This window comes from Granulosicoccus antarcticus IMCC3135, assembly GCF_002215215.1.
Classification (GTDB): Bacteria; Pseudomonadota; Gammaproteobacteria; order Granulosicoccales; family Granulosicoccaceae; genus Granulosicoccus; species Granulosicoccus antarcticus.
This window is the reverse complement of record NZ_CP018632.1, coordinates 7,705,593-7,722,908: the sequence shown is the minus strand read 5'-3', so window position 1 is coordinate 7,722,908 and position 17,316 is coordinate 7,705,593. Positions and strand designations below refer to the sequence as shown.

Below are 17,316 nucleotides of genomic sequence, written 5' to 3'. Positions count from 1 at the left end.
GATATGGGTGCGGCACAAAACCATCACAGGAGGCACTATGAACACCGAGGGTAGAACAGCGGGCCTTGATCCGATCGAGACCGCCAGCGCGGATGAGTTGCAGAGTCTGCAGCTGGAGCGAATGCGGCAGAGCGTGCGTCACACCTACGACAATGTAGCCCCCTATCGCAAGAAATGTGAGGCAACTGGTGTCACTCCCGATGACTTGCAATCCTTGTCGGACATTTCCAAGTTTCCGTTTACCTACAAGGCAGATCTGCGCGAAAACTATCCGTTTGGTCTGACGGCAGTCCCTATGGATGATGTGGTGAGAATCCATGCCTCCAGCGGCACAACGGGTAAACCCACGGTTGTCACCTATACACAGAACGATATCCATAACTGGGCTGATCTGGTGGCGCGTTGCATTCGTGCCAGTGGCGGACAACGCAAGGATCTGCTGCATGTGGCCTACGGTTATGGTCTGTTTACCGGCGGCCTGGGTGCGCATTACGGTGCTGAGCGTATGGGTTGTGCCGTTATTCCGATGGGTGGTGGGCAGACCTCCAAACAGGTGCAGCTGATTCGTGACTTCAAGCCGCGCATCATCATGATCACACCCTCCTATATGCTGAACGTGATTGACGAGATGGAACGTCAGGGCATGGATCCGAGAGAGAGCTCGCTGAAAATCGGGATCTTCGGTGCCGAGCCCTGGACCGGCAGCATGCGCACAGAAATTGAAAACAGATTGGGTATCGATGCCATCGATATCTATGGTCTTTCAGAAGTGGGTGGGCCGGGTGTTGCCAACGAGTGCATAGAAACCAAGGATGGTCCGACAATCTGGGAGGATCATTTCTATCCCGAGATCATCAACCCGGAAACCGGTGAGGTGTTGCCTGAGGGAGAGTATGGCGAGCTGGTGTTTACCACGCTGACTAAAGAAGCCATGCCGATGATTCGTTATCGCACACGTGATTTGACAAGATTGTTGCCGCCAACGTCACGATCCATGCGGCGTATGGACAAGATCACGGGTCGCTCGGACGATATGCTGATCATTCGTGGTGTCAATATTTTCCCCAGCCAGGTTGAGGAAATTGCGTTGAAGATTGACGGGCTCTCCCCGCACTATCAACTGACAGTAGAGCGCGACGGTCATATGGATAGTCTGTCGGTGCGTGTGGAAGCTCGAGAATCACTGGATGCTGGCAGTATTGCAAAGCTGGGGTCAGAGCTGCAACATCAGATAAAGTCATTGATCGGATTGAACATGGTGGTTGATGTGGTGCCACCAGGTGATGTCGAACGATCCGAAGGCAAGGCCAAGCGGGTGATTGACAAGCGTCCGTCAAACCCTTGAATACAAGTCGATAACAAGCTTTAAGTTAACAGGAGACGATCGTGTACGCACAAATTGTGAAAACCGATGGTACCGGCGTTAAGGCTCTGGAAGAGATGACGCCAGAAGAGCGTGCCTTTCAGGAGCGCATCGATGCCGATCAGAAAATCGAGCCCAAAGAGTGGATGCCTGAAGGCTATCGCAAGACACTGGTTCGGCAGATCAGCCAGCATGCGCATTCTGAACTGGTAGGGCAATTGCCTGAAGGCAACTGGATAACCCGTGCCCCTACACTGGAGCGCAAGGCTATTCTGCTGGCCAAGGTGCAGGATGAGGCCGGACACGGACTCTACCTTTATTGTGCAGCAGAAACGCTGGGCATCAGTCGCGATGAAATGTTCGAGCAACTGCATTCGGGCAAGGCCAAGTATTCATCCATCTTCAACTATCCCACGTTGACCTGGGCGGATATCGGTGCCGTAGGTTGGCTGGTGGATGGCGCGGCCATCATGAATCAGGTGCCATTGCAACGAACCTCCTACGGCCCCTACGCCCGAGCGATGGTGCGAATCTGCAAGGAAGAAAGTTTTCATCAACGCCAGGGCTTTCATATCATGATGAAGATGGCCAGTGGCAGTGAGGCACAGAAACGCATGGCGCAGGATGCATTGAATCGCTTCTGGTATCCCTCACTGATGATGTTTGGTCCCTCCGATAAGGACTCCGTGCACTCGGCCCAGTCGATGGCGTGGAAAATCAAGATCAATACAAACGATGAACTACGGCAGAAATTTGTCGACCAGACTGTTCCACAAGCAAAATATCTGGGCCTGACAGTGCCTGATGAAGCGGTGCAGTGGAACGAAGAGAAAGGCGGTCACGATTTCTCGGAACCCGATTGGGATGAGTTTTTCTCCGTACTGGCAGGCAATGGTCCTTGTAACAAGGAACGACTGCAGGCACGCGTGGATGCCTGGGATGGGGGTGAATGGTTTCGTGATGGTCTGATGGCCAACGCCGCTAAAAACAAGAATACTTCAGAGGAGGCCGCATGAGCTCAGTGACTACATCGTCGTACCCGGATGTTGAAGGTTCGGACAAGAGCGACAAGCGCAAGCCTGAATGGCCGTTGTGGGAAATATTCATCCGCGGGCAGCATGGCATGAGTCATCGCCACGTCGGCAGTCTGCATGCCGCAGATGCCGAGATGGCTATCAACAATGCACGTGATGTCTACACGCGACGCAATGAAGGCGTCAGTATCTGGGCCGTTAAGTCCACGAGTATTGTCGCCAGCGCCCCTTCTGACAAGGAACCTTTGTTTGATCCGGCCAACTCGAAGGTGTACAGGCATCCCACCTTCTTCGAGATTCCCGAGGAAGTGGGGCATATGTGATGGCATATAAAGGCAAAGCCGATAATGGCCTGTTCGAATTTCTCCTGCAAATGGGCGATAACTGCCTGATTCTGGGGCATCGAAATTCAGAGTGGTGCGGTCATGCACCGGCTCTGGAAGAAGATATCGCGGTGGCGAATGTATCGCTTGACCTGATCGGTCAGACACAGATGTGGCTGGAGCTGGCTGGTGAGGTTGAAGGCGCTGGCCGTTCAGCAGACGATCTGGCTTATCTGCGTGATGCTTTTGATTTTCGCAACCTGCTGCTGCTCGAGCGTCCGAACACTGATTTTGGTCTGACCCTGGTTCGCCAGTTTCTGTTCGATGCCTGGCATCTGCCGATGTTGAGGGGCTTGATGAATTCCACTGACAAGCGCATCGCTGATATTGCAGAAAAGAGTGTCAAGGAAGTTGCCTATCATCTAGAGCGCAGCACTGATCTGATCATTCGACTCGGCGATGGCAGTGCCGAGAGTCACCGGCGTATGCAGGATTCCTTGAATGAGCTGTGGTCCTACACGGGTGAGATGTTCGAATTTGATGATCTGAATCCCTCGCTGGTTGCTGAGGGGCTGGTGCCAGCTGCCGCAGAGGTGGCAGATGCCTGGAAGCAGCATGTAACAGCGGCATTGAAGGCGGCGACGCTGAGCCTGCCTGAGACCGGTTTCATCCGTCGTGGTGGCAAAGATGGCATTCACAGTGAGCATCTGGGGTTTCTGTTGGCAGAAATGCAGTTTCTGCAACGGGCTTATCCTGGCGCCAGTTGGTAGATGCCTGGCGTGAATGAACTCAACACATTACCTGTGGATAAACTCAAGCCTTCTGTGGATAAGGTGTGGGTATGGCTGCACGAAGTGCCCGATCCTGAAATTCCGGTTATCTCGATTGTGGATCTGGGTATCGTGCGTGAGGTTGTCTGGGAGCAGGACACGCTGGTTATCAGTGTGACGCCTACCTATTCGGGATGTCCTGCCACTGCCGTGATCAATGAGGATATCGAAACAAAACTGCGTGCCGAAGGTGTCGAGAATATCCGGCTGGAAAGACGGCTTTCACCAGCGTGGAATACGGCATGGATCAGTGAAGAAGGACGAGAGAAGTTGCTCGATTATGGTATTGCACCACCTGTAGAAGGTACCGGTGCGTGTGGACTTGGGCGACCTCAGGTAACTGTCTGTTGCCCTCGGTGTCGATCAGTCAATACCGAAAACGTCAGTCAATTCGGCTCAACCCCTTGCAAGGCGACTTATCGCTGCAAGGATTGTCTCGAGCCGTTCGATTATTTCAAGTGCATATAGTTTCAGGAGCAATTTGATGGCGCGCTTTTTACCTCTGGAAGTGTCGGACGTTCGCCGTGAAACTCGCGACGCAGTCGTCGTGACACTCAAACCGCAGGCCGGCGATGAGGAGAAGTTTGATTTCATCCAGGGCCAATACCTCACATTTCGTCGTGAATTCGACGGTGAAGAGTTACGTCGTTCCTACTCTATCTGCGCGGGGCGCAACGAAGGGGCTTTGCGTGTTGGTATCAAGCGCGTTGAGGGAGGCTGTTTTTCTACCTGGGCCAATGAAGAGCTGAAGGTTGGTGAGACCATTGAGGCGATGCCGCCGATGGGCAGCTTCCATGCTGCCATCAAGCCGCAGGAAAGACGCAGCTATGTGCTCTTTGCTGGAGGCAGTGGCATCACGCCAGTGCTGAGTCTGATCAAGACGACTCTGGCTGCTGAGCCTGCTTCGAACATGACGCTGGTTTATGGTAATCGTTCCAGTAATTCGATCATGTTCCGGGAGGAGCTTGATGATTTGAAGAATATGTATATGGGGCGCTTTAGCGTTGTGCATGTACTGGAAAGTGAGGCGCAGGATATCGATCTGTTCTCCGGGCGAATCGATGCGCACAAATGCAAGCTGCTGTTCAAAAGCTGGATTGATATCGAATCGATAGACATGGCCTTTATCTGTGGTCCCGAACCCATGATGCTGGCGATTGCCCAATCGTTGCGAGAGCACGGTTTACGTGATGAGCAGATCAAGTTCGAATTGTTTGCCTCATCTCAGCCAGGGCGTGCAGCGCACAAGAGCGTATCAAAAAGCAACTCTGGCACTGGTGCGGTTTGCAAGGCAACAGTCACGATAGACGGTACGACCCGCGTCATTGAAATGCCGAAGCAAGGTCAGAGTGTGCTGGAGGCGGCCCTGGGGGCCAGCATGGATGCGCCTTATGCCTGCAAGGCGGGTGTGTGCTCTACCTGCCGGGCCATGGTGCTCGAGGGTGAAGTGGAGATGGAAAAGAACCATGCGCTGGAAGATTACGAAGTGAATCGAGGCTATGTGCTGACGTGCCAGTGCTACCCACTTTCGGACAGTGTTGTTGTGTCCTATGACCTATGAGGAGCGCCTGATGAGCGAATCGAATACAGAAACAATGTCGCTGGAAAGCTATCTGGAGCAAGGTGGAAAACTGAGCTCGCCAGAGAATGCATTTCCACGCTATCGCGCCGAAATCATGCGACTGATGGCCAGTTTCATCGACAGCGAGCTGGCAGGTTCAGCGGGGTTTGCAGATAGTGTCAACGCCGGGCCGGGTATCAAGGAGCGTATTGCAGCTTCTCGTATCACGCTGGAAAAACTGGACCATGCTGAGCGAGTGCTGGTGCTGATGGGCCAGTTTGGTGCCAATACCGAACGCTATTTCAATCATCACCCCTGGACCGAACGCTTGCCCAGAGAGTCTGATATCGGCACTAGTCGGCACGGCCAGGATATGCGTTTGAATGTCTTTCATTATCCTGTCGAAGGCTGGACCGATGCGGTGGTCATGAATGTACTGATGGGCAAGGCTGTCAGTTTGCAGCTGGGTGAGTATTTGAAGGTCTCTTATGAACCACTGGCCGCAGCCTTTCGCGAAATCCTGCCACGTGAGCGCCGACATGCTGAACTGGGTGTGGAAGGTCTGCGCAAGATTCTGGAATCAGACAATGCCACAGAGGCGGTCAAATCCAGTCTGGCTTATTGGCATCCACGCGTGGCGGCAAGCTTTGGTTCTGCAAGTTCCAGTCGCTTCGAGCTGTTGCAGCGTTTTGGTTTGCGACACACGCCTAATGAGAAACTTCACCTGCAGTGGGAAGAGCAGATTTCTGCCTTGCTGGCAGAGCTGAATCTTTCATCCTGAATATTTACACCGGAAATACCCAATGAATACGCCATTATCGGAGTCACACCGAATAGAAAGCTATGCCTGTGGCGAGTGGATCCAGGGCACAGGCAAGGGCAAGGTGCTGCTCGATGCCTCCAGTGGCGAGCCCGTTGCCACGATTGATTCGACCGGCCTGAACTTCAAAGCCATGCTGGAATACGGTCGTGCGCACGGTGGCCCTGCTTTGCGTGCCATGAGCTTTCATCAGCGTGCACTGATGCTCAAGGCCCTGGGCCAGGCATTGATGGCAGATAAGGAATCACTCTATGAATTCTCGACTGCTACCGGTGCAACCCGCACAGATAGCTGGATAGATATCGATGGTGGCATATCAACGATGCTGTCCTATGGTTCCAAGGGTCGTCGTGAGCTGCCCAACACACGGGTTTTGCTGGACGGAGCCCCTGAACCCTTGTCCAAGGATTCCTCGTTTTCTGCCCAGCACATCCTGACGCCACTGGAAGGGGTCGCCATCCACATCAATGCCTTCAACTTTCCCTGCTGGGGCATGCTGGAAAAGCTGGCACCTACGCTGCTGGCGGGGATGCCTGCCATTATCAAACCTGCCAGCCAGACCGCCTACCTGACAGAGCGGGTGGTACGAATGATCATTGATACCGGGGTTTTGCCAGAAGGAGCCTTGCAGCTGGTGTCCGGATCGGTCGGCGATATGCTGGATCATGTGACAGCTCAGGATGTCGTGACTTTCACAGGTTCAGCCAGCACCGGACAGATGCTTCGCGTACATCCGGCAATCATCAGTCATTCCACTCGTTTCACGATGGAGGCGGATAGTCTCAACGCTGCCATCCTGGGATTGGATGCAGGTCCGGATACACCAGAGTTCGATCTGTTCGTGCGGGAAGTTGCTCGTGAAATGACAGCCAAGGCGGGTCAGAAATGTACAGCTATTCGTAGAGCCCTGGTTCCAAGGCCCTATGCGGATGCAGTTATTTCAGCGCTGTCGGCCCGATTGAACAAGATCACTGTGGGTAATCCGGCTGATGAGGCGGTGCGAATGGGGCCACTGGCCAGTCTTGATCAGCGGCGTGAAGTGCAAGAACGCATTCAGGAGCTCAGTGTTGAAGCAAAAATCGTTGCGGGCAATCCTGAGAGTCCGACTATTGTCTCTGGCGATGCGCAAAAAGGTGCATTCATCAATCCCATCTTGTTGTATTGCGAGCAGCCAGAGGGATGCAAGGCGATTCATGAAGTGGAAGCCTTCGGTCCGGTTGCTACCGTCATTGCCTATGACACGATAGAAGAGGCCATTCATCTGACCAGTCTGGGTGGCGGAAGTCTGGTTGCATCAGTCTTTACCGATAGTGGTGACTTCGCACATGAGGTTGTTGCAGGCTTGGCCCCGTGGCACGGACGTATCATGCTGGGCAATCGTCAGAGTGCAAAATCCTCAACCGGGCATGGTTCACCATTGCCTATGCTGACACACGGAGGGCCGGGTCGAGCAGGCGGTGGGGAAGAGCTGGGTGGCATACGTGCCGTCAAACACTATATGCAACGTTCGGCGGTGCAGGGAACGCCAACGCTGCTGACGGCAGTGACCGGACGCTGGACAACCGGTGCTCCGGTGAAGGTCGGAGATGTGCATCCATTCCGCAAATCACTGGCGACACTGGAGATAGGCGACACCGTAGTAACCGCTGCCCGCAAGATTACTCTGGAAGATATCGAGCACTTTGCCGAGTTCACCGGTGATACTTTCTACGCCCATATGGATGAGGCGGCAGCGAAGGAAAACCCTTTCTTTGATGGACGGGTTGCCCACGGTTATCTGATTGTCTCGTTTGCCGCAGGCCTGTTTGTTGATCCGGCACCGGGTCCGGTTCTGGCCAACTATGGCGTCGATAATCTGCGATTTCTGACGCCGGTGTATCCTGAGGATGCCTTGCAACTGTCTCTGACGTGCAAGGAGATCAATCCACGCGAAACCGATGACTATGGAGAGGTGCGCTGGGATTGCACCGTGATCAATCAGGAGGCGGCGGTGGTTGCACAATACGATGTGCTGACAATGGTTGCGAAAACCTGAGTCGAGGGCCAGTAACCAAGAGGTCTGTCCAGGGTCTGTCGTTAGCAGGCCCTGTTCAGGATTTGCAAAGCAATTAGATACCCTTCATGCCATTGAGCATGAGGTTGGTGACCAGCTTGGCATATTCTTCACGACTGATTGAGCCATCGTCTCTGAACCACAGATACATCCAGTTCAGCATGCCGAACAGGGACATGGTTGTTGGCATCAGATAGGAACGGTCCTTCTCCAGCTCAGGAGCGATGGTACGCAGGACGCCGGAGAAACGACGAGTGATGCTGCGTTCGATGGCATGCAGTGTCTCCATTTGCTCGGCGTTGAGTGTGCCAACGCAGTTGAGTTGCACTTTGTGCTGATCGTTGGAGTGCTGATAGTTCTTGATCACGGCCAGTACCAACAAGCCAAGACGTTCCTCGGCGGGCGCATCGGGCTTGTCAGCCGCTGCCAGTGTCTCATCGAGCTCGGCCAGATGAGTCTGTACGATGTCGAAAATCAACGCCGCCTTGCTGGGGTAGTAGTGATAGAGCAGTGCTTTGGAGACATTGCCCCGGACGGCAATCTGCGACATTGACGCATTTTCCATCCCGGCTTCCGCGATGACAGCGGCGGCGCTGGTCAGAATGCTGCGTTGTTTGTTTTCGTAATTGTCGGCTTGTTTTCGGGCCATCTCTCTAGTCTGTTGCTGCCGTGTTCAGGGTGCTGGCAATAAGGTTCCGGTTGAAGTATGAATCTCAAGAACTTCAACTGTTGCCTCTGTTTTAACATTGACCGGCCAGTCAGTCAATTATATAGTATCTGCAGTAAGGCTTCTGGCAGGCAATAAAACTCTCCCATGAATATAGCGATGGAAAACGACAGAAAGTCTCGGCCGCAGCACACTCTTGTGCTTCCATGCGGAGCGTCCGTTTGATGTTGAACATCGAGCAAGAAGGCCATGTGGCTATCGTGACGCTGGACAACCCTCCGGTTAACGCTATTGGCCAGGCCATGCGTCAGGAGCTGCAGCAGGCAGTGGCCTTCATCGACAGTCAGGAGTCAGTGCAGGCTGTTGTCCTGATTGCTGCAGGACGTACTTTTATTGCCGGTGCGGATATCACAGAGTTTGGCAAGCCGCCAGAACCGCCGCATCTGCCCGATGTGATCGCCTCGATTGAGCAGGCTGACAAGCCCTGGGTTGCGGCCATTCATGGTTCGGCTCTGGGTGGCGGGCTTGAGATCGCGCTGGGTTGTCACTACCGGATAGCGGCGCACTCAGCACGATTGGGCTTGCCGGAAGTGACGCTGGGTCTGGTGCCCGGAGCCGGCGGCTCGGTACGACTGTCACGCCTGCTCAGTGCCGAAAATGCGGTTGCCATGGTAACAAGCGGCAAGCCGGTGACAGCGACAGAGGCTCTGGAGAACGGCTTGATAGATCTGGTTACAGCCGATGAGGATCTGCGACGCACCGCACTGGACTTTGCCGGCCAGATCATTGGCAAGGCACTACCGACAGGCTTGCGTTATAGAGAGCCACTGGAGTCTCCGGATACTGGATTCTGGGAAGCACAAACCCAGCAGATTGCACGCCGAGCCCGTGGGCAAGTATCACCTCTACGAGCCCTGGATTGCGTTCGTCAGGGGATAGAACTGAGTGTCGAAGAGGCGCTGGCGCATGAGCGTAAAACGTTTCTGGAGTTGCGAGCCAGCGATCAGGCGGCCGCATTGAGGCATGTGTTCTTCGCTGAGCGTGCCGCTCCCCGACCACCGGAATTAAAGGACATCGCTGTCCGGGCTGTGCGTTCGGTGGCGGTCATTGGCGGTGGCACCATGGGCGCAGGCATTGCGGCCGCCTTGCGCGATGCAAATCTGCCAGTTGTCTTGATTGAACGCGACGAGGCTGCCCTGCAACGAGGGCGTGAAAACGTGGCCAGGATATTCAACAGCGCGCTCAAGCGTGGACGCTTGAATGAGGCACAGTGCAAAGCCCGCCTTGAGGCCATCACCTACTCTGTCGACTATGCCGCTCTGGCTGACATCGATGTGGTGATAGAAGCTGTGTTTGAAGATCTTGACGTCAAACGTGCTGTCTTTGACCAGCTTGATGCTGTATGTCGTAGTGACACCATCCTGGCAACCAACACCTCCTATCTGGATCCGGATGCCATTGCATCACGCAGCCGTCATCCGGGCAGGGTGCTTGGCTTGCATTTTTTCAGTCCTGCCAATGTCATGAAGCTGCTGGAAATCATTCCCACACAAACCACCCAGACAGAGGTATTGGCAACCGCATTTGCTCTGGCAAGAACGCTGCGTAAAATTCCGGTACAGGCCGGTATCTGTGATGGTTTCATCGGCAATCGTATTCTCAAGGTAACGCGCGCGCAGGCAGAGAGATTGCTGCTTAGTGGTGCCACGCCGGCAGAGGTGGATCGTGCCATGCGTGCATTCGGAATGCCCATGGGACCGTTCGAAGCACAAGATCTGGGTGGGCTGGACATCGCAGCATTCCAGCGTAGTGCCGCTCGCGGACGTGGCGACAGCCCTTTCGCCCCCGTCGCCGACAAACTGGTTGCCATGAATCGTCTGGGCCAGAAAAGCTCGGCGGGTTGGTATGACTACGTACCTGGAGACAGAACATCGCAGCCCTCTGAAACGGTTGCCGCAATTATCAGTGAGCAGTCGACCAGTGCTGGCTTGTCCGTCACCAACTACTCCGATTTGGACATCGTTGACCATATTGTCCTGCCCATGATCAACGAGGGCGCTCGAATTCTGGAGGAAGGTCTTGCCAGTGGTGCCCAGGACATTGATCTGGTCGAGATTCATGGTTATGGCTTTCCACGCTGGAGGGGCGGCCTCATGCATCATGCCCAGACAGTGGGATTAGCTGGCATCGTGGCAAAGCTGCAGGCAATGGCTGCACTCCGAATGTGTGACGAGCCCTGCACTTATTTGCTAGATGCAGCCCGGGACGCCGCCTGGGACACCGCACGGGACACCGCACGGGACGCCGCCAAGGTGGAAAGTTTTGCCAAGTGATTCGATCGTCACTGATGAAAAACAGAACGTTTGCCCGCTTGACGGGCATTCGCATTCTTGCCTTAATGTATTGGCAGTTCCGAGCTGCCTGACCACTAATTGAGTCTGCTTCCATGGCACGTGTATATGAGATAGATGGGATAGTCCCGGTTATAGACCCCAGTGCTTTTGTGCATCCAGATGCTATTCTTATTGGTGATGTGATTGTCGGTCCTGATTGTTATGTGGGTCCGGCTGCCTGTCTGCGAGGCGACTTTGGGCGACTGGTTCTGGAACGTGGCGCCAACTTGCAAGACACCTGTGTCATGCATGGGTTCCCGAACACTGACACCATCGTTGAAGAAGATGGGCATATAGGTCATGGTGCCGTTTTGCACGGCTGTCATATCGGCAAGAACGCCATGGTCGGCATGAATGCAGTCGTGATGGACAAGGCTGTGATTGGAGAGTCCAGCATTGTGGCAGCGATGGCATTCGTCAAGGCAGGTATCATCATCCCACCCCGATCTCTGGTAGCGGGTCTGCCAGCCAAGATCATTCGGCAGTTAACTGATGAGGAAATCAGTTGGAAGAGTGAAGGTACTCGCACCTACCAGGCGTTGAGTATTCGTTGTCACCAAAGTATGAAACCTGCAGAACCATTGCAGCAAGTAGAAGAAAACAGAGCTCGCATCCCCATGGGTGCATTCGAGCCGCTAGTCAATGCTCGCAAGAAATTTGACGACTGAAGTCCACCACTTGATACCACAAGGAATTTTCATGACACCTAAGTACACAGCTTCCACAAAGCTTAAAACTGTATTCAAAGGCACGTTGACCGCTGTCGCGCTGCTGCTGTCTGCAGCACCTGTGACAACCGTGGTGGCGGCAGAAACACTGACACTATCCTCCTGGTTGCCACCGACTCATCCCTTTGTCGTCAACGCCCTGAAGCCATGGGCCGATCAGGTGCGCGAAGCAACCAATGGAAATGTACGGATACGCATACTGGCCAAGCCACTGGGCTCGCCGCTGATACATTTTGATCTGGCCAAAGATGGTATTGCCGATATCAGCTACGGTCTGCAGAGCTATACAAAAGGCACGCGCTTCGAAGTCAGTAATGTGGCCCAGTTCCCCTTCCTGGGTGAGAGCGCCGAAGCGGTGTCTGCCGCTTACTGGCAGGTCGCAGAAGAGACGCCAGAGATTTTTGCAGAGCACGAGGGAACTCATGTCCTGAGCCTGTTCACACATGGTCCCGGCATTATCCAGAACCGCACAGAGAACAAGATCGAAAAAGCGGCTGACCTGGAAGGTCTGAAAGTTCGTGTACCAGGTGGTGTCGCCAATGATCTGATTGCAGCACTGGGTGCGGAGCAGATGCTGGTATCACCCTCGGAAATCTACGAGACCATGTCTCGTGGTGTTATCGATGCTCTGACCATGCCGGCCGAGACGATGGTTTCATACAAGTTCATCGATGCAGTAGACAATATCACGCAGATTCCCGGTGGTCTGTACAACACCACCTGGTTCATGAGCATGAATCAGGGGCGTTGGGATAGCCTGTCCGAGGATGATCAGAAAGCCATCATGAGCGTATCCGGTGAAGCGTTTGCCCGCTTGCAAGGTCAAGCCTGGGATGTTGCCGATGCAGCGGCCTGGGAAGCCATTAAAGAGGCCGACATTCCCGTAACGGTTGCTGATGATGCTTTCATTGCCGAAATCAACGCAGCTCTTGAGCCTATCGAAGCCGAGTGGCTCGAAAAAGCTGCGAAAAAAGGTGTTGACGGCGAGGCCTTGCTTGCCAGTCTGCGGGCCAAAGCACAGCAAAAATGATGCTTAGCCGTGTGATGAAGGTCTGCCTCGCATGAGTAATGTTCTGCGTTATGGCATGGGTGGCCTTGCCTCATTCATGGTGCTGTTGATGATGGTAGTGACCTGCATTGATGTGGTGGGTCGCTACCTGTTCAACAACCCTCTGACGGGGGCGTTCGAGATTACCGAACTTGCCCTGGCCGCCATGATCTTCATCGGTTTGCCGTTAGCCACCGACACGGATGAACACATCCGTGTCGACTTGCTTGATGCTTTCATGCCCGATGGTTTTCGCAGGTTCCTGACGTTGGTCATGGACTGGCTCAGCGCTCTGGTGCTGGCGGTGCTTGCCTGGCAGTTATGGCACAAGACACAAAGCATTGCTGCTGACGGTCATGTGACCAATACCCTGGAAATACCCTTGACACCGATCGGCTATCTCATGACGGCATCGTGTGCCATCAGTGCTCTGGTACTGGTACTCAAGGGCCTAGAGGCGATGAAGCGCTCATGATCAAGTCTGCCTACACCATCAGAAACCTGCACTCATGACGGCCTCGCTTATCGGATTTGCAGTACTGATGGTACTGATACTGTTGCGCATGCCTATTGCCTTTGCAATGGGGCTTATTGGTTTTGTCGGCTTTGCCTTGCAGACCAGCTGGTCTGCCTCTTTGTCGATGGTTGGCCAGATGGCCTTTGACGGTGGCTTGTCCTACACACTGTCGATCATTCCTCTGTTCATTTTCATGGGAAATCTGATCACCCGTTCGGGGCTGTCCCACAAACTCTATGACGCCGCCTATTCATTTGTCGGTCATTGGCGTGGTGGATTGGCCATTGCCACCATTGGCGCCTGCGGCGGGTTCAGTGCTGTCTGCGGTTCCAGTCTGGCCACGGCGGCGACCATGAGCAAGGTGGCCATGCCACCCATGCGTCGTTTTGGTTATGCCGATAGTCTGGCCACCGGTGCCATTGCAGCCGGAGGAACGCTGGGCATATTGATTCCCCCCAGTGTCATTCTGGTTATTTTCGGCATCATGACCGAAACCAATATTGGTGCCCTGTTCATGGCCGGGGTGATCCCGGGGCTGCTGGGTGTTATCGGTTATGCGATCGCGATCAATGTCATGACCCGCATCTGGCCAGATCTGGGCCCGCGTGGTGAGCGCTCAACCTGGGCACAAAGAGGCAAAGCGGTGCTGGGTGTCTGGGAAGTGTTACTGCTTTTCCTGATTATAATCGGCGGCATCTACGGCGGTATTTTTACACCGACCGAGGCGGCTGGTATTGGGGCCGGGGTTGCGTTTATCATCGCCATTGCCAAGCGCAGCCTGACCATCAAGACCTTGTTTGAGTCCTTGCTGGATTGCGTTCGTACCACGGCCATGATTTTTGCGGTGCTCATCGGGGCATTGATCTTCACCAACTTCATCAATCTGGCAGGGTTGCCCGATGAGCTTGGCTGGCTGATAGAAGATCTGGAGTTGAATGCGTTCGTGGTATTGGCCGCCATGCTGGTGATCTACATCATCTTGGGCTGTGTGCTGGAAAGTCTGTCGATGATTCTGCTGACCGTACCCGTGTTCTATCCGATTATCATGAATCTTGATTTTGGAATGGGACCTGATGTGGTGCTGATCTGGTTTGCCATCATTGTGGTGGTGGTGACGGAAATCAGTTTGATCACACCGCCGGTGGGTTTGAACGTCTATGTGCTACGAGGCGTTCTGAGTGATGTCAAGTTGAGCACCATTTTTCGTGGCGTCACACCGTTTGTCATTGCCGATGTGGTCAGGCTGGCGGTGCTGGTCATGATACCGGCCTTGTCGTTATGGTTGCCGTCGGTCATGAAGTAGGTGAGTACATTAAAGAGCCAATGGCGAACGCCGGTCATCGTTATTGTTGCAGGTTGCCTTATCTCGGTTATCGGATTTGGTATTCGCTCCTCATTCGGTTTGTTTCTCGAGCCCATGACGGTGACTCGAGGCTGGAGTCGGGAGACCTTCGGCCTGGCGCTGGCCTTGCAGAATCTTTTCTGGGGACTGGGCTTGCCGATCGCCGGTATTCTTGCGGATAAATGGGGTTCCAGCCGAATCATCATGGCGGGCGCCATTACTTATTTTATCGGGGTTTACGGCATGGCGTTTGCCGATTCCCACGCCTTGCTTTACTTGTTCGGAGGTGTGTTGTCCGGTCTGGGTATTGCCTTCTCCGCATTTACGCTGGCAATGGCTGCCATGGTCAGAGTCGTCGGGCCGGAAAAACGCTCATTTGTACTGGGCATCGGGACGGCCGCTGGTTCTCTGGGGCAAGTGCTGTTTTCGCCTATCGGTCAAGGCTTTATCAGTAGTTTCGGTTGGCAACAGGCTCTGATTATTCTATCCGGCTGCGCGCTGGTGCTGATACCGCTGGCCTGGATGCTACCGCACGGCAGCTCTGGCAATCAGCTTGAGGAGGAGCAGAGCCTGCGAGCTGCGCTGAACGAAGCACTCACACACCGCGGATTCATTTTGCTGACACTGGGCTTTTTTGTCTGCGGTTTCCATGTCGCCTTCATCACGGTTCACTTCCCGGCCTATGTTCGAGACATCGGGTTGAATCCGAACATTGGTGCTTACAGTCTGGCCTTGATAGGGCTTTTCAATATTGCCGGATCCTTGTTGTCGGGTGTTGCAGGGCAACGCTACAGCATGAGAATGTCCCTGAGCTTTATCTACACGGCCCGAGCCGTCGCTATCACCGCCTTGTTGCTACTTCCCAAAACACCCTTGGTGGTGCTGGGATTTGCCGCTGTCATGGGGTTGTTGTGGCTCTCAACGGTGCCGCTGACCACGGGTATCGTGGCTCAGGTCTTTGGCACACGCTATATGGGGACCTTGTTCGGCATCGTCTTTCTGAGCCACCAGATTGGTAGTTTCCTGGGCGTATGGCTTGGGGGCAGGCTTTATGACAGCAGCGGTAGCTACGACAGCATGTGGGTTGCCGGCATCGTCCTGGGCCTGATTGCAGCGCTGTTGCATCTGCCAATCAATGAGTCACCAGTGGCCAGGCTTGGGCGATCGGCAGTGGTGCGCCCGGGCTGAATGGACAGTTGTGGTGTCAACCGAAGTCCGTTGATTCGTGGATTTTGGTTGACACAGCAATGACAGGCGTTCTATATTCCTATTAAGTTAAACAATTTAATTTAATTAAATGAGCGCGTCGCGAGGCAGAAGGACAGTCTTATTCGGTACGTCCCATGTCTAATTCGCGAGACTTCAATCGTGCACGTGTATTCGAAGTCATACATCTGTTCGAGCCTGTATCCCGGTCAGAAATTGCACAGCATGTGGGTCTGACCACCGCCTCGATTTCCTATATCGTCGCTGAATTACTTGAGTTGGGCTATGTCATCGAACTGGGTCGCCGAACCAGTTCTAGAGGTCAACCCGCCATAGAAATGGGGGTGGCTGCCAACTCAGCCTACACACTGGGACTTCACTTCAGTCATGAAAGAATTCGTGGCGCTGTAGTCGATCTGAAAGGCAATATCATCTTCGATATCGTTGAAGACCTGCCCAGACCACCGACACCTGCTGCTGTCATGAAATCGCTGATACGCATTGGCAAATTACTCAAGCAGGAAGTGCCTAATGGAAAGCCGCTGGCCGCGGGTCTGGCATCAGTAGGCCCGATTGACCTTGTGCAGGGCAGCGTCACCCAGACCGCTTTTACGACCGATTGGGATAATGTACAACTACGCCAACCGCTGGCAGAAGCACTGAATCTGCCGGTCTATATGGACAACAATGCAACCGTTGCTGCCATCGGAGAGTTTTGGTATGGCATGGGGCGTGATTACCGCAACTTCTTGCACATAACGTTTTTTGGTAACGGGCTGGGTGGTGGTTTGTTCCTGGACCGTCGCGTCTATCGCGGTGCTGGTCTCAATGCTGCTGAATTCGGACATTTGCTGATACATCCGCAAAAACCTGTCAAAGGTGTCGTGCCCTATCTTGAGAACTACGTATCGGGCTATGCCCTGCAACGAGATCTGGGGGCTAATATTCTTGCTGAGATATCCGAGCGTATAAATACCGGAGAAAAAACGCTCATGGCCTGGTTGGATATGGCCAGTGATCTGTTCGCAAAAGCGCTTGTTTCCGTGGATCATATGTTGAATCTGGATGCGATCATTGTTGGTGGTCAACTACCTCCCGAATTCATTCGTGCATTGTTACAAGGGGTTTCCACGCGCCTGGATGACTATTACATGCCCGGTTGGTCTGAACGCGCCAAGTTGCGCCAATGCAGTAATGGTGACGATAACGCGGTGCTGGGGGCGGCGACATTGCCTATCTACGATGTGCTAGCACTGACAGCACACGGTACGGGTACCGGCTCGAATCTATACAAGTCTGATGCAGAAGGAGGTCTTATGCAGTGAGTCGGTTTTATTGATCCAGGCTTTTCATATTTCCAATACACCAAAAGAAGTTGTTCACCACTGGGCCATTCAAAGGTCAAGGGTTTCTATAAGTCTCAATAAAGTA

Annotated in this window: 16 protein-coding genes; 15 read left to right on the top strand and 1 reads right to left on the bottom strand. The window is 53.9% G+C overall.

The window, feature by feature from the left end; translation table 11 throughout:
• The first annotated feature begins 37 nt into the window (after positions 1 to 37).
• The 8 genes from paaK to paaZ are packed head-to-tail and all read left to right on the top strand — an operon-like array spanning position 38 to position 7,966.
• The gene (gene paaK, locus IMCC3135_RS33535; protein WP_088921554.1) at positions 38 to 1,345 is read left to right on the top strand and encodes a phenylacetate--CoA ligase PaaK; all 1,308 of its coding nucleotides are present in this window, start codon (positions 38 to 40) and stop codon (positions 1,343 to 1,345) included.
• A 41-nt stretch (positions 1,346 to 1,386) separates the two neighbouring features.
• Entirely contained in the window at positions 1,387 to 2,379 is a 993-nt protein-coding gene (paaA, locus tag IMCC3135_RS33530; protein WP_088921553.1) for a 1,2-phenylacetyl-CoA epoxidase subunit PaaA, read from the top strand.
• Positions 2,376 to 2,720 (top strand): 1,2-phenylacetyl-CoA epoxidase subunit PaaB, encoded by a 345-nt coding sequence (gene paaB, locus IMCC3135_RS33525; RefSeq protein ID WP_088921552.1) that lies wholly within the window; start codon positions 2,376 to 2,378, stop codon positions 2,718 to 2,720. The genes paaA and paaB overlap by 4 nt, the downstream gene beginning before the upstream one ends.
• Positions 2,720 to 3,490: a 1,2-phenylacetyl-CoA epoxidase subunit PaaC gene (paaC, locus tag IMCC3135_RS33520; protein ID WP_088921551.1), complete on the top strand. Its 771-nt coding sequence runs from the start codon at positions 2,720 to 2,722 to the stop codon at positions 3,488 to 3,490. Before paaB ends, paaC begins: the two co-directional genes overlap by 1 nt.
• 33 nt (positions 3,491 to 3,523) lie before the next feature.
• Positions 3,524 to 4,018, top strand: coding sequence for a 1,2-phenylacetyl-CoA epoxidase subunit PaaD (paaD, locus tag IMCC3135_RS33515; protein WP_236994713.1), 495 nt, complete (start codon positions 3,524 to 3,526; stop codon positions 4,016 to 4,018).
• 16 nt (positions 4,019 to 4,034) lie between these two features.
• Entirely contained in the window at positions 4,035 to 5,111 is a 1,077-nt protein-coding gene (gene paaE, locus IMCC3135_RS33510; RefSeq protein WP_088921549.1) for a 1,2-phenylacetyl-CoA epoxidase subunit PaaE, read from the top strand.
• Positions 5,112 to 5,121: 10 nt separating this feature from the next.
• Complete coding sequence (locus tag IMCC3135_RS33505; RefSeq protein WP_205737835.1) at positions 5,122 to 5,892, top strand: Phenylacetic acid catabolic protein; 771 nt, start codon at positions 5,122 to 5,124, stop codon at positions 5,890 to 5,892.
• A 22-nt stretch (positions 5,893 to 5,914) separates the two neighbouring features.
• Entirely contained in the window at positions 5,915 to 7,966 is a 2,052-nt protein-coding gene (paaZ, locus tag IMCC3135_RS33500) for a phenylacetic acid degradation bifunctional protein PaaZ (RefSeq protein WP_088921548.1), read from the top strand.
• 73 nt (positions 7,967 to 8,039) lie between these two features.
• On the opposite strand, the gene IMCC3135_RS33495 is transcribed toward paaZ, so the two are convergent.
• Positions 8,040 to 8,633 carry a TetR/AcrR family transcriptional regulator gene (locus tag IMCC3135_RS33495; RefSeq protein ID WP_088921547.1) on the bottom strand — a complete coding sequence of 198 codons (594 nt, stop codon included), beginning with the start codon at positions 8,631 to 8,633 and terminating at the stop codon, positions 8,040 to 8,042.
• A 242-nt stretch (positions 8,634 to 8,875) separates the two neighbouring features.
• Here IMCC3135_RS33495 and IMCC3135_RS33490 point away from each other — a divergent pair, with 242 nt between their 5' ends.
• The 7 genes from IMCC3135_RS33490 to IMCC3135_RS33460 all read left to right on the top strand — a co-directional run bounded on the left by IMCC3135_RS33490 (position 8,876) and on the right by IMCC3135_RS33460 (position 17,210).
• Complete coding sequence (locus IMCC3135_RS33490) at positions 8,876 to 10,984, top strand: 3-hydroxyacyl-CoA dehydrogenase NAD-binding domain-containing protein (RefSeq protein WP_236994859.1); 2,109 nt, start codon at positions 8,876 to 8,878, stop codon at positions 10,982 to 10,984.
• Positions 10,985 to 11,097: 113 nt separating this feature from the next.
• Positions 11,098 to 11,712 carry a phenylacetic acid degradation protein PaaY gene (locus tag IMCC3135_RS33485; RefSeq protein WP_088921546.1) on the top strand — a complete coding sequence of 205 codons (615 nt, stop codon included), beginning with the start codon at positions 11,098 to 11,100 and terminating at the stop codon, positions 11,710 to 11,712.
• Positions 11,713 to 11,743: 31 nt separating this feature from the next.
• Positions 11,744 to 12,802: a TRAP transporter substrate-binding protein gene (locus tag IMCC3135_RS33480; protein ID WP_157736515.1), complete on the top strand. Its 1,059-nt coding sequence runs from the start codon at positions 11,744 to 11,746 to the stop codon at positions 12,800 to 12,802.
• A gap of 31 nt (positions 12,803 to 12,833) precedes the next feature.
• Complete coding sequence (locus IMCC3135_RS33475) at positions 12,834 to 13,295, top strand: TRAP transporter small permease (RefSeq protein WP_088921544.1); 462 nt, start codon at positions 12,834 to 12,836, stop codon at positions 13,293 to 13,295.
• A gap of 34 nt (positions 13,296 to 13,329) precedes the next feature.
• Positions 13,330 to 14,640, top strand: coding sequence for a TRAP transporter large permease (locus tag IMCC3135_RS33470; RefSeq protein ID WP_088921543.1), 1,311 nt, complete (start codon positions 13,330 to 13,332; stop codon positions 14,638 to 14,640).
• A complete protein-coding gene (locus IMCC3135_RS33465; RefSeq protein WP_088921542.1) occupies positions 14,641 to 15,867 on the top strand; it encodes an MFS transporter in 1,227 nt (408 codons plus the stop codon).
• Positions 15,868 to 16,022: 155 nt separating this feature from the next.
• Positions 16,023 to 17,210 carry an ROK family transcriptional regulator gene (locus IMCC3135_RS33460; protein WP_088921541.1) on the top strand — a complete coding sequence of 396 codons (1,188 nt, stop codon included), beginning with the start codon at positions 16,023 to 16,025 and terminating at the stop codon, positions 17,208 to 17,210.
• The last annotated feature ends 106 nt before the right edge of the window (positions 17,211 to 17,316 follow it).

Coding starts and splice junctions, on each gene's coding strand:
- paaK (WP_088921554.1), top strand. CDS start 38: ATGAACACCGAGGGTAGAACAGCGGGCCTTGATCCGATCGAGACCGCC.
- paaB (WP_088921552.1), top strand. CDS start 2,376: ATGAGCTCAGTGACTACATCGTCGTACCCGGATGTTGAAGGTTCGGAC.
- paaC (WP_088921551.1), top strand. CDS start 2,720: ATGGCATATAAAGGCAAAGCCGATAATGGCCTGTTCGAATTTCTCCTG.
- paaE (WP_088921549.1), top strand. CDS start 4,035: ATGGCGCGCTTTTTACCTCTGGAAGTGTCGGACGTTCGCCGTGAAACT.
- IMCC3135_RS33505 (WP_205737835.1), top strand. CDS start 5,122: ATGAGCGAATCGAATACAGAAACAATGTCGCTGGAAAGCTATCTGGAG.
- paaZ (WP_088921548.1), top strand. CDS start 5,915: ATGAATACGCCATTATCGGAGTCACACCGAATAGAAAGCTATGCCTGT.
- IMCC3135_RS33495 (WP_088921547.1), bottom strand. CDS start 8,633: ATGGCCCGAAAACAAGCCGACAATTACGAAAACAAACAACGCAGCATT.
- IMCC3135_RS33490 (WP_236994859.1), top strand. CDS start 8,876: ATGTTGAACATCGAGCAAGAAGGCCATGTGGCTATCGTGACGCTGGAC.
- IMCC3135_RS33485 (WP_088921546.1), top strand. CDS start 11,098: ATGGCACGTGTATATGAGATAGATGGGATAGTCCCGGTTATAGACCCC.
- IMCC3135_RS33480 (WP_157736515.1), top strand. CDS start 11,744: ATGACACCTAAGTACACAGCTTCCACAAAGCTTAAAACTGTATTCAAA.
- IMCC3135_RS33475 (WP_088921544.1), top strand. CDS start 12,834: ATGAGTAATGTTCTGCGTTATGGCATGGGTGGCCTTGCCTCATTCATG.
- IMCC3135_RS33470 (WP_088921543.1), top strand. CDS start 13,330: ATGACGGCCTCGCTTATCGGATTTGCAGTACTGATGGTACTGATACTG.
- IMCC3135_RS33460 (WP_088921541.1), top strand. CDS start 16,023: ATGTCTAATTCGCGAGACTTCAATCGTGCACGTGTATTCGAAGTCATA.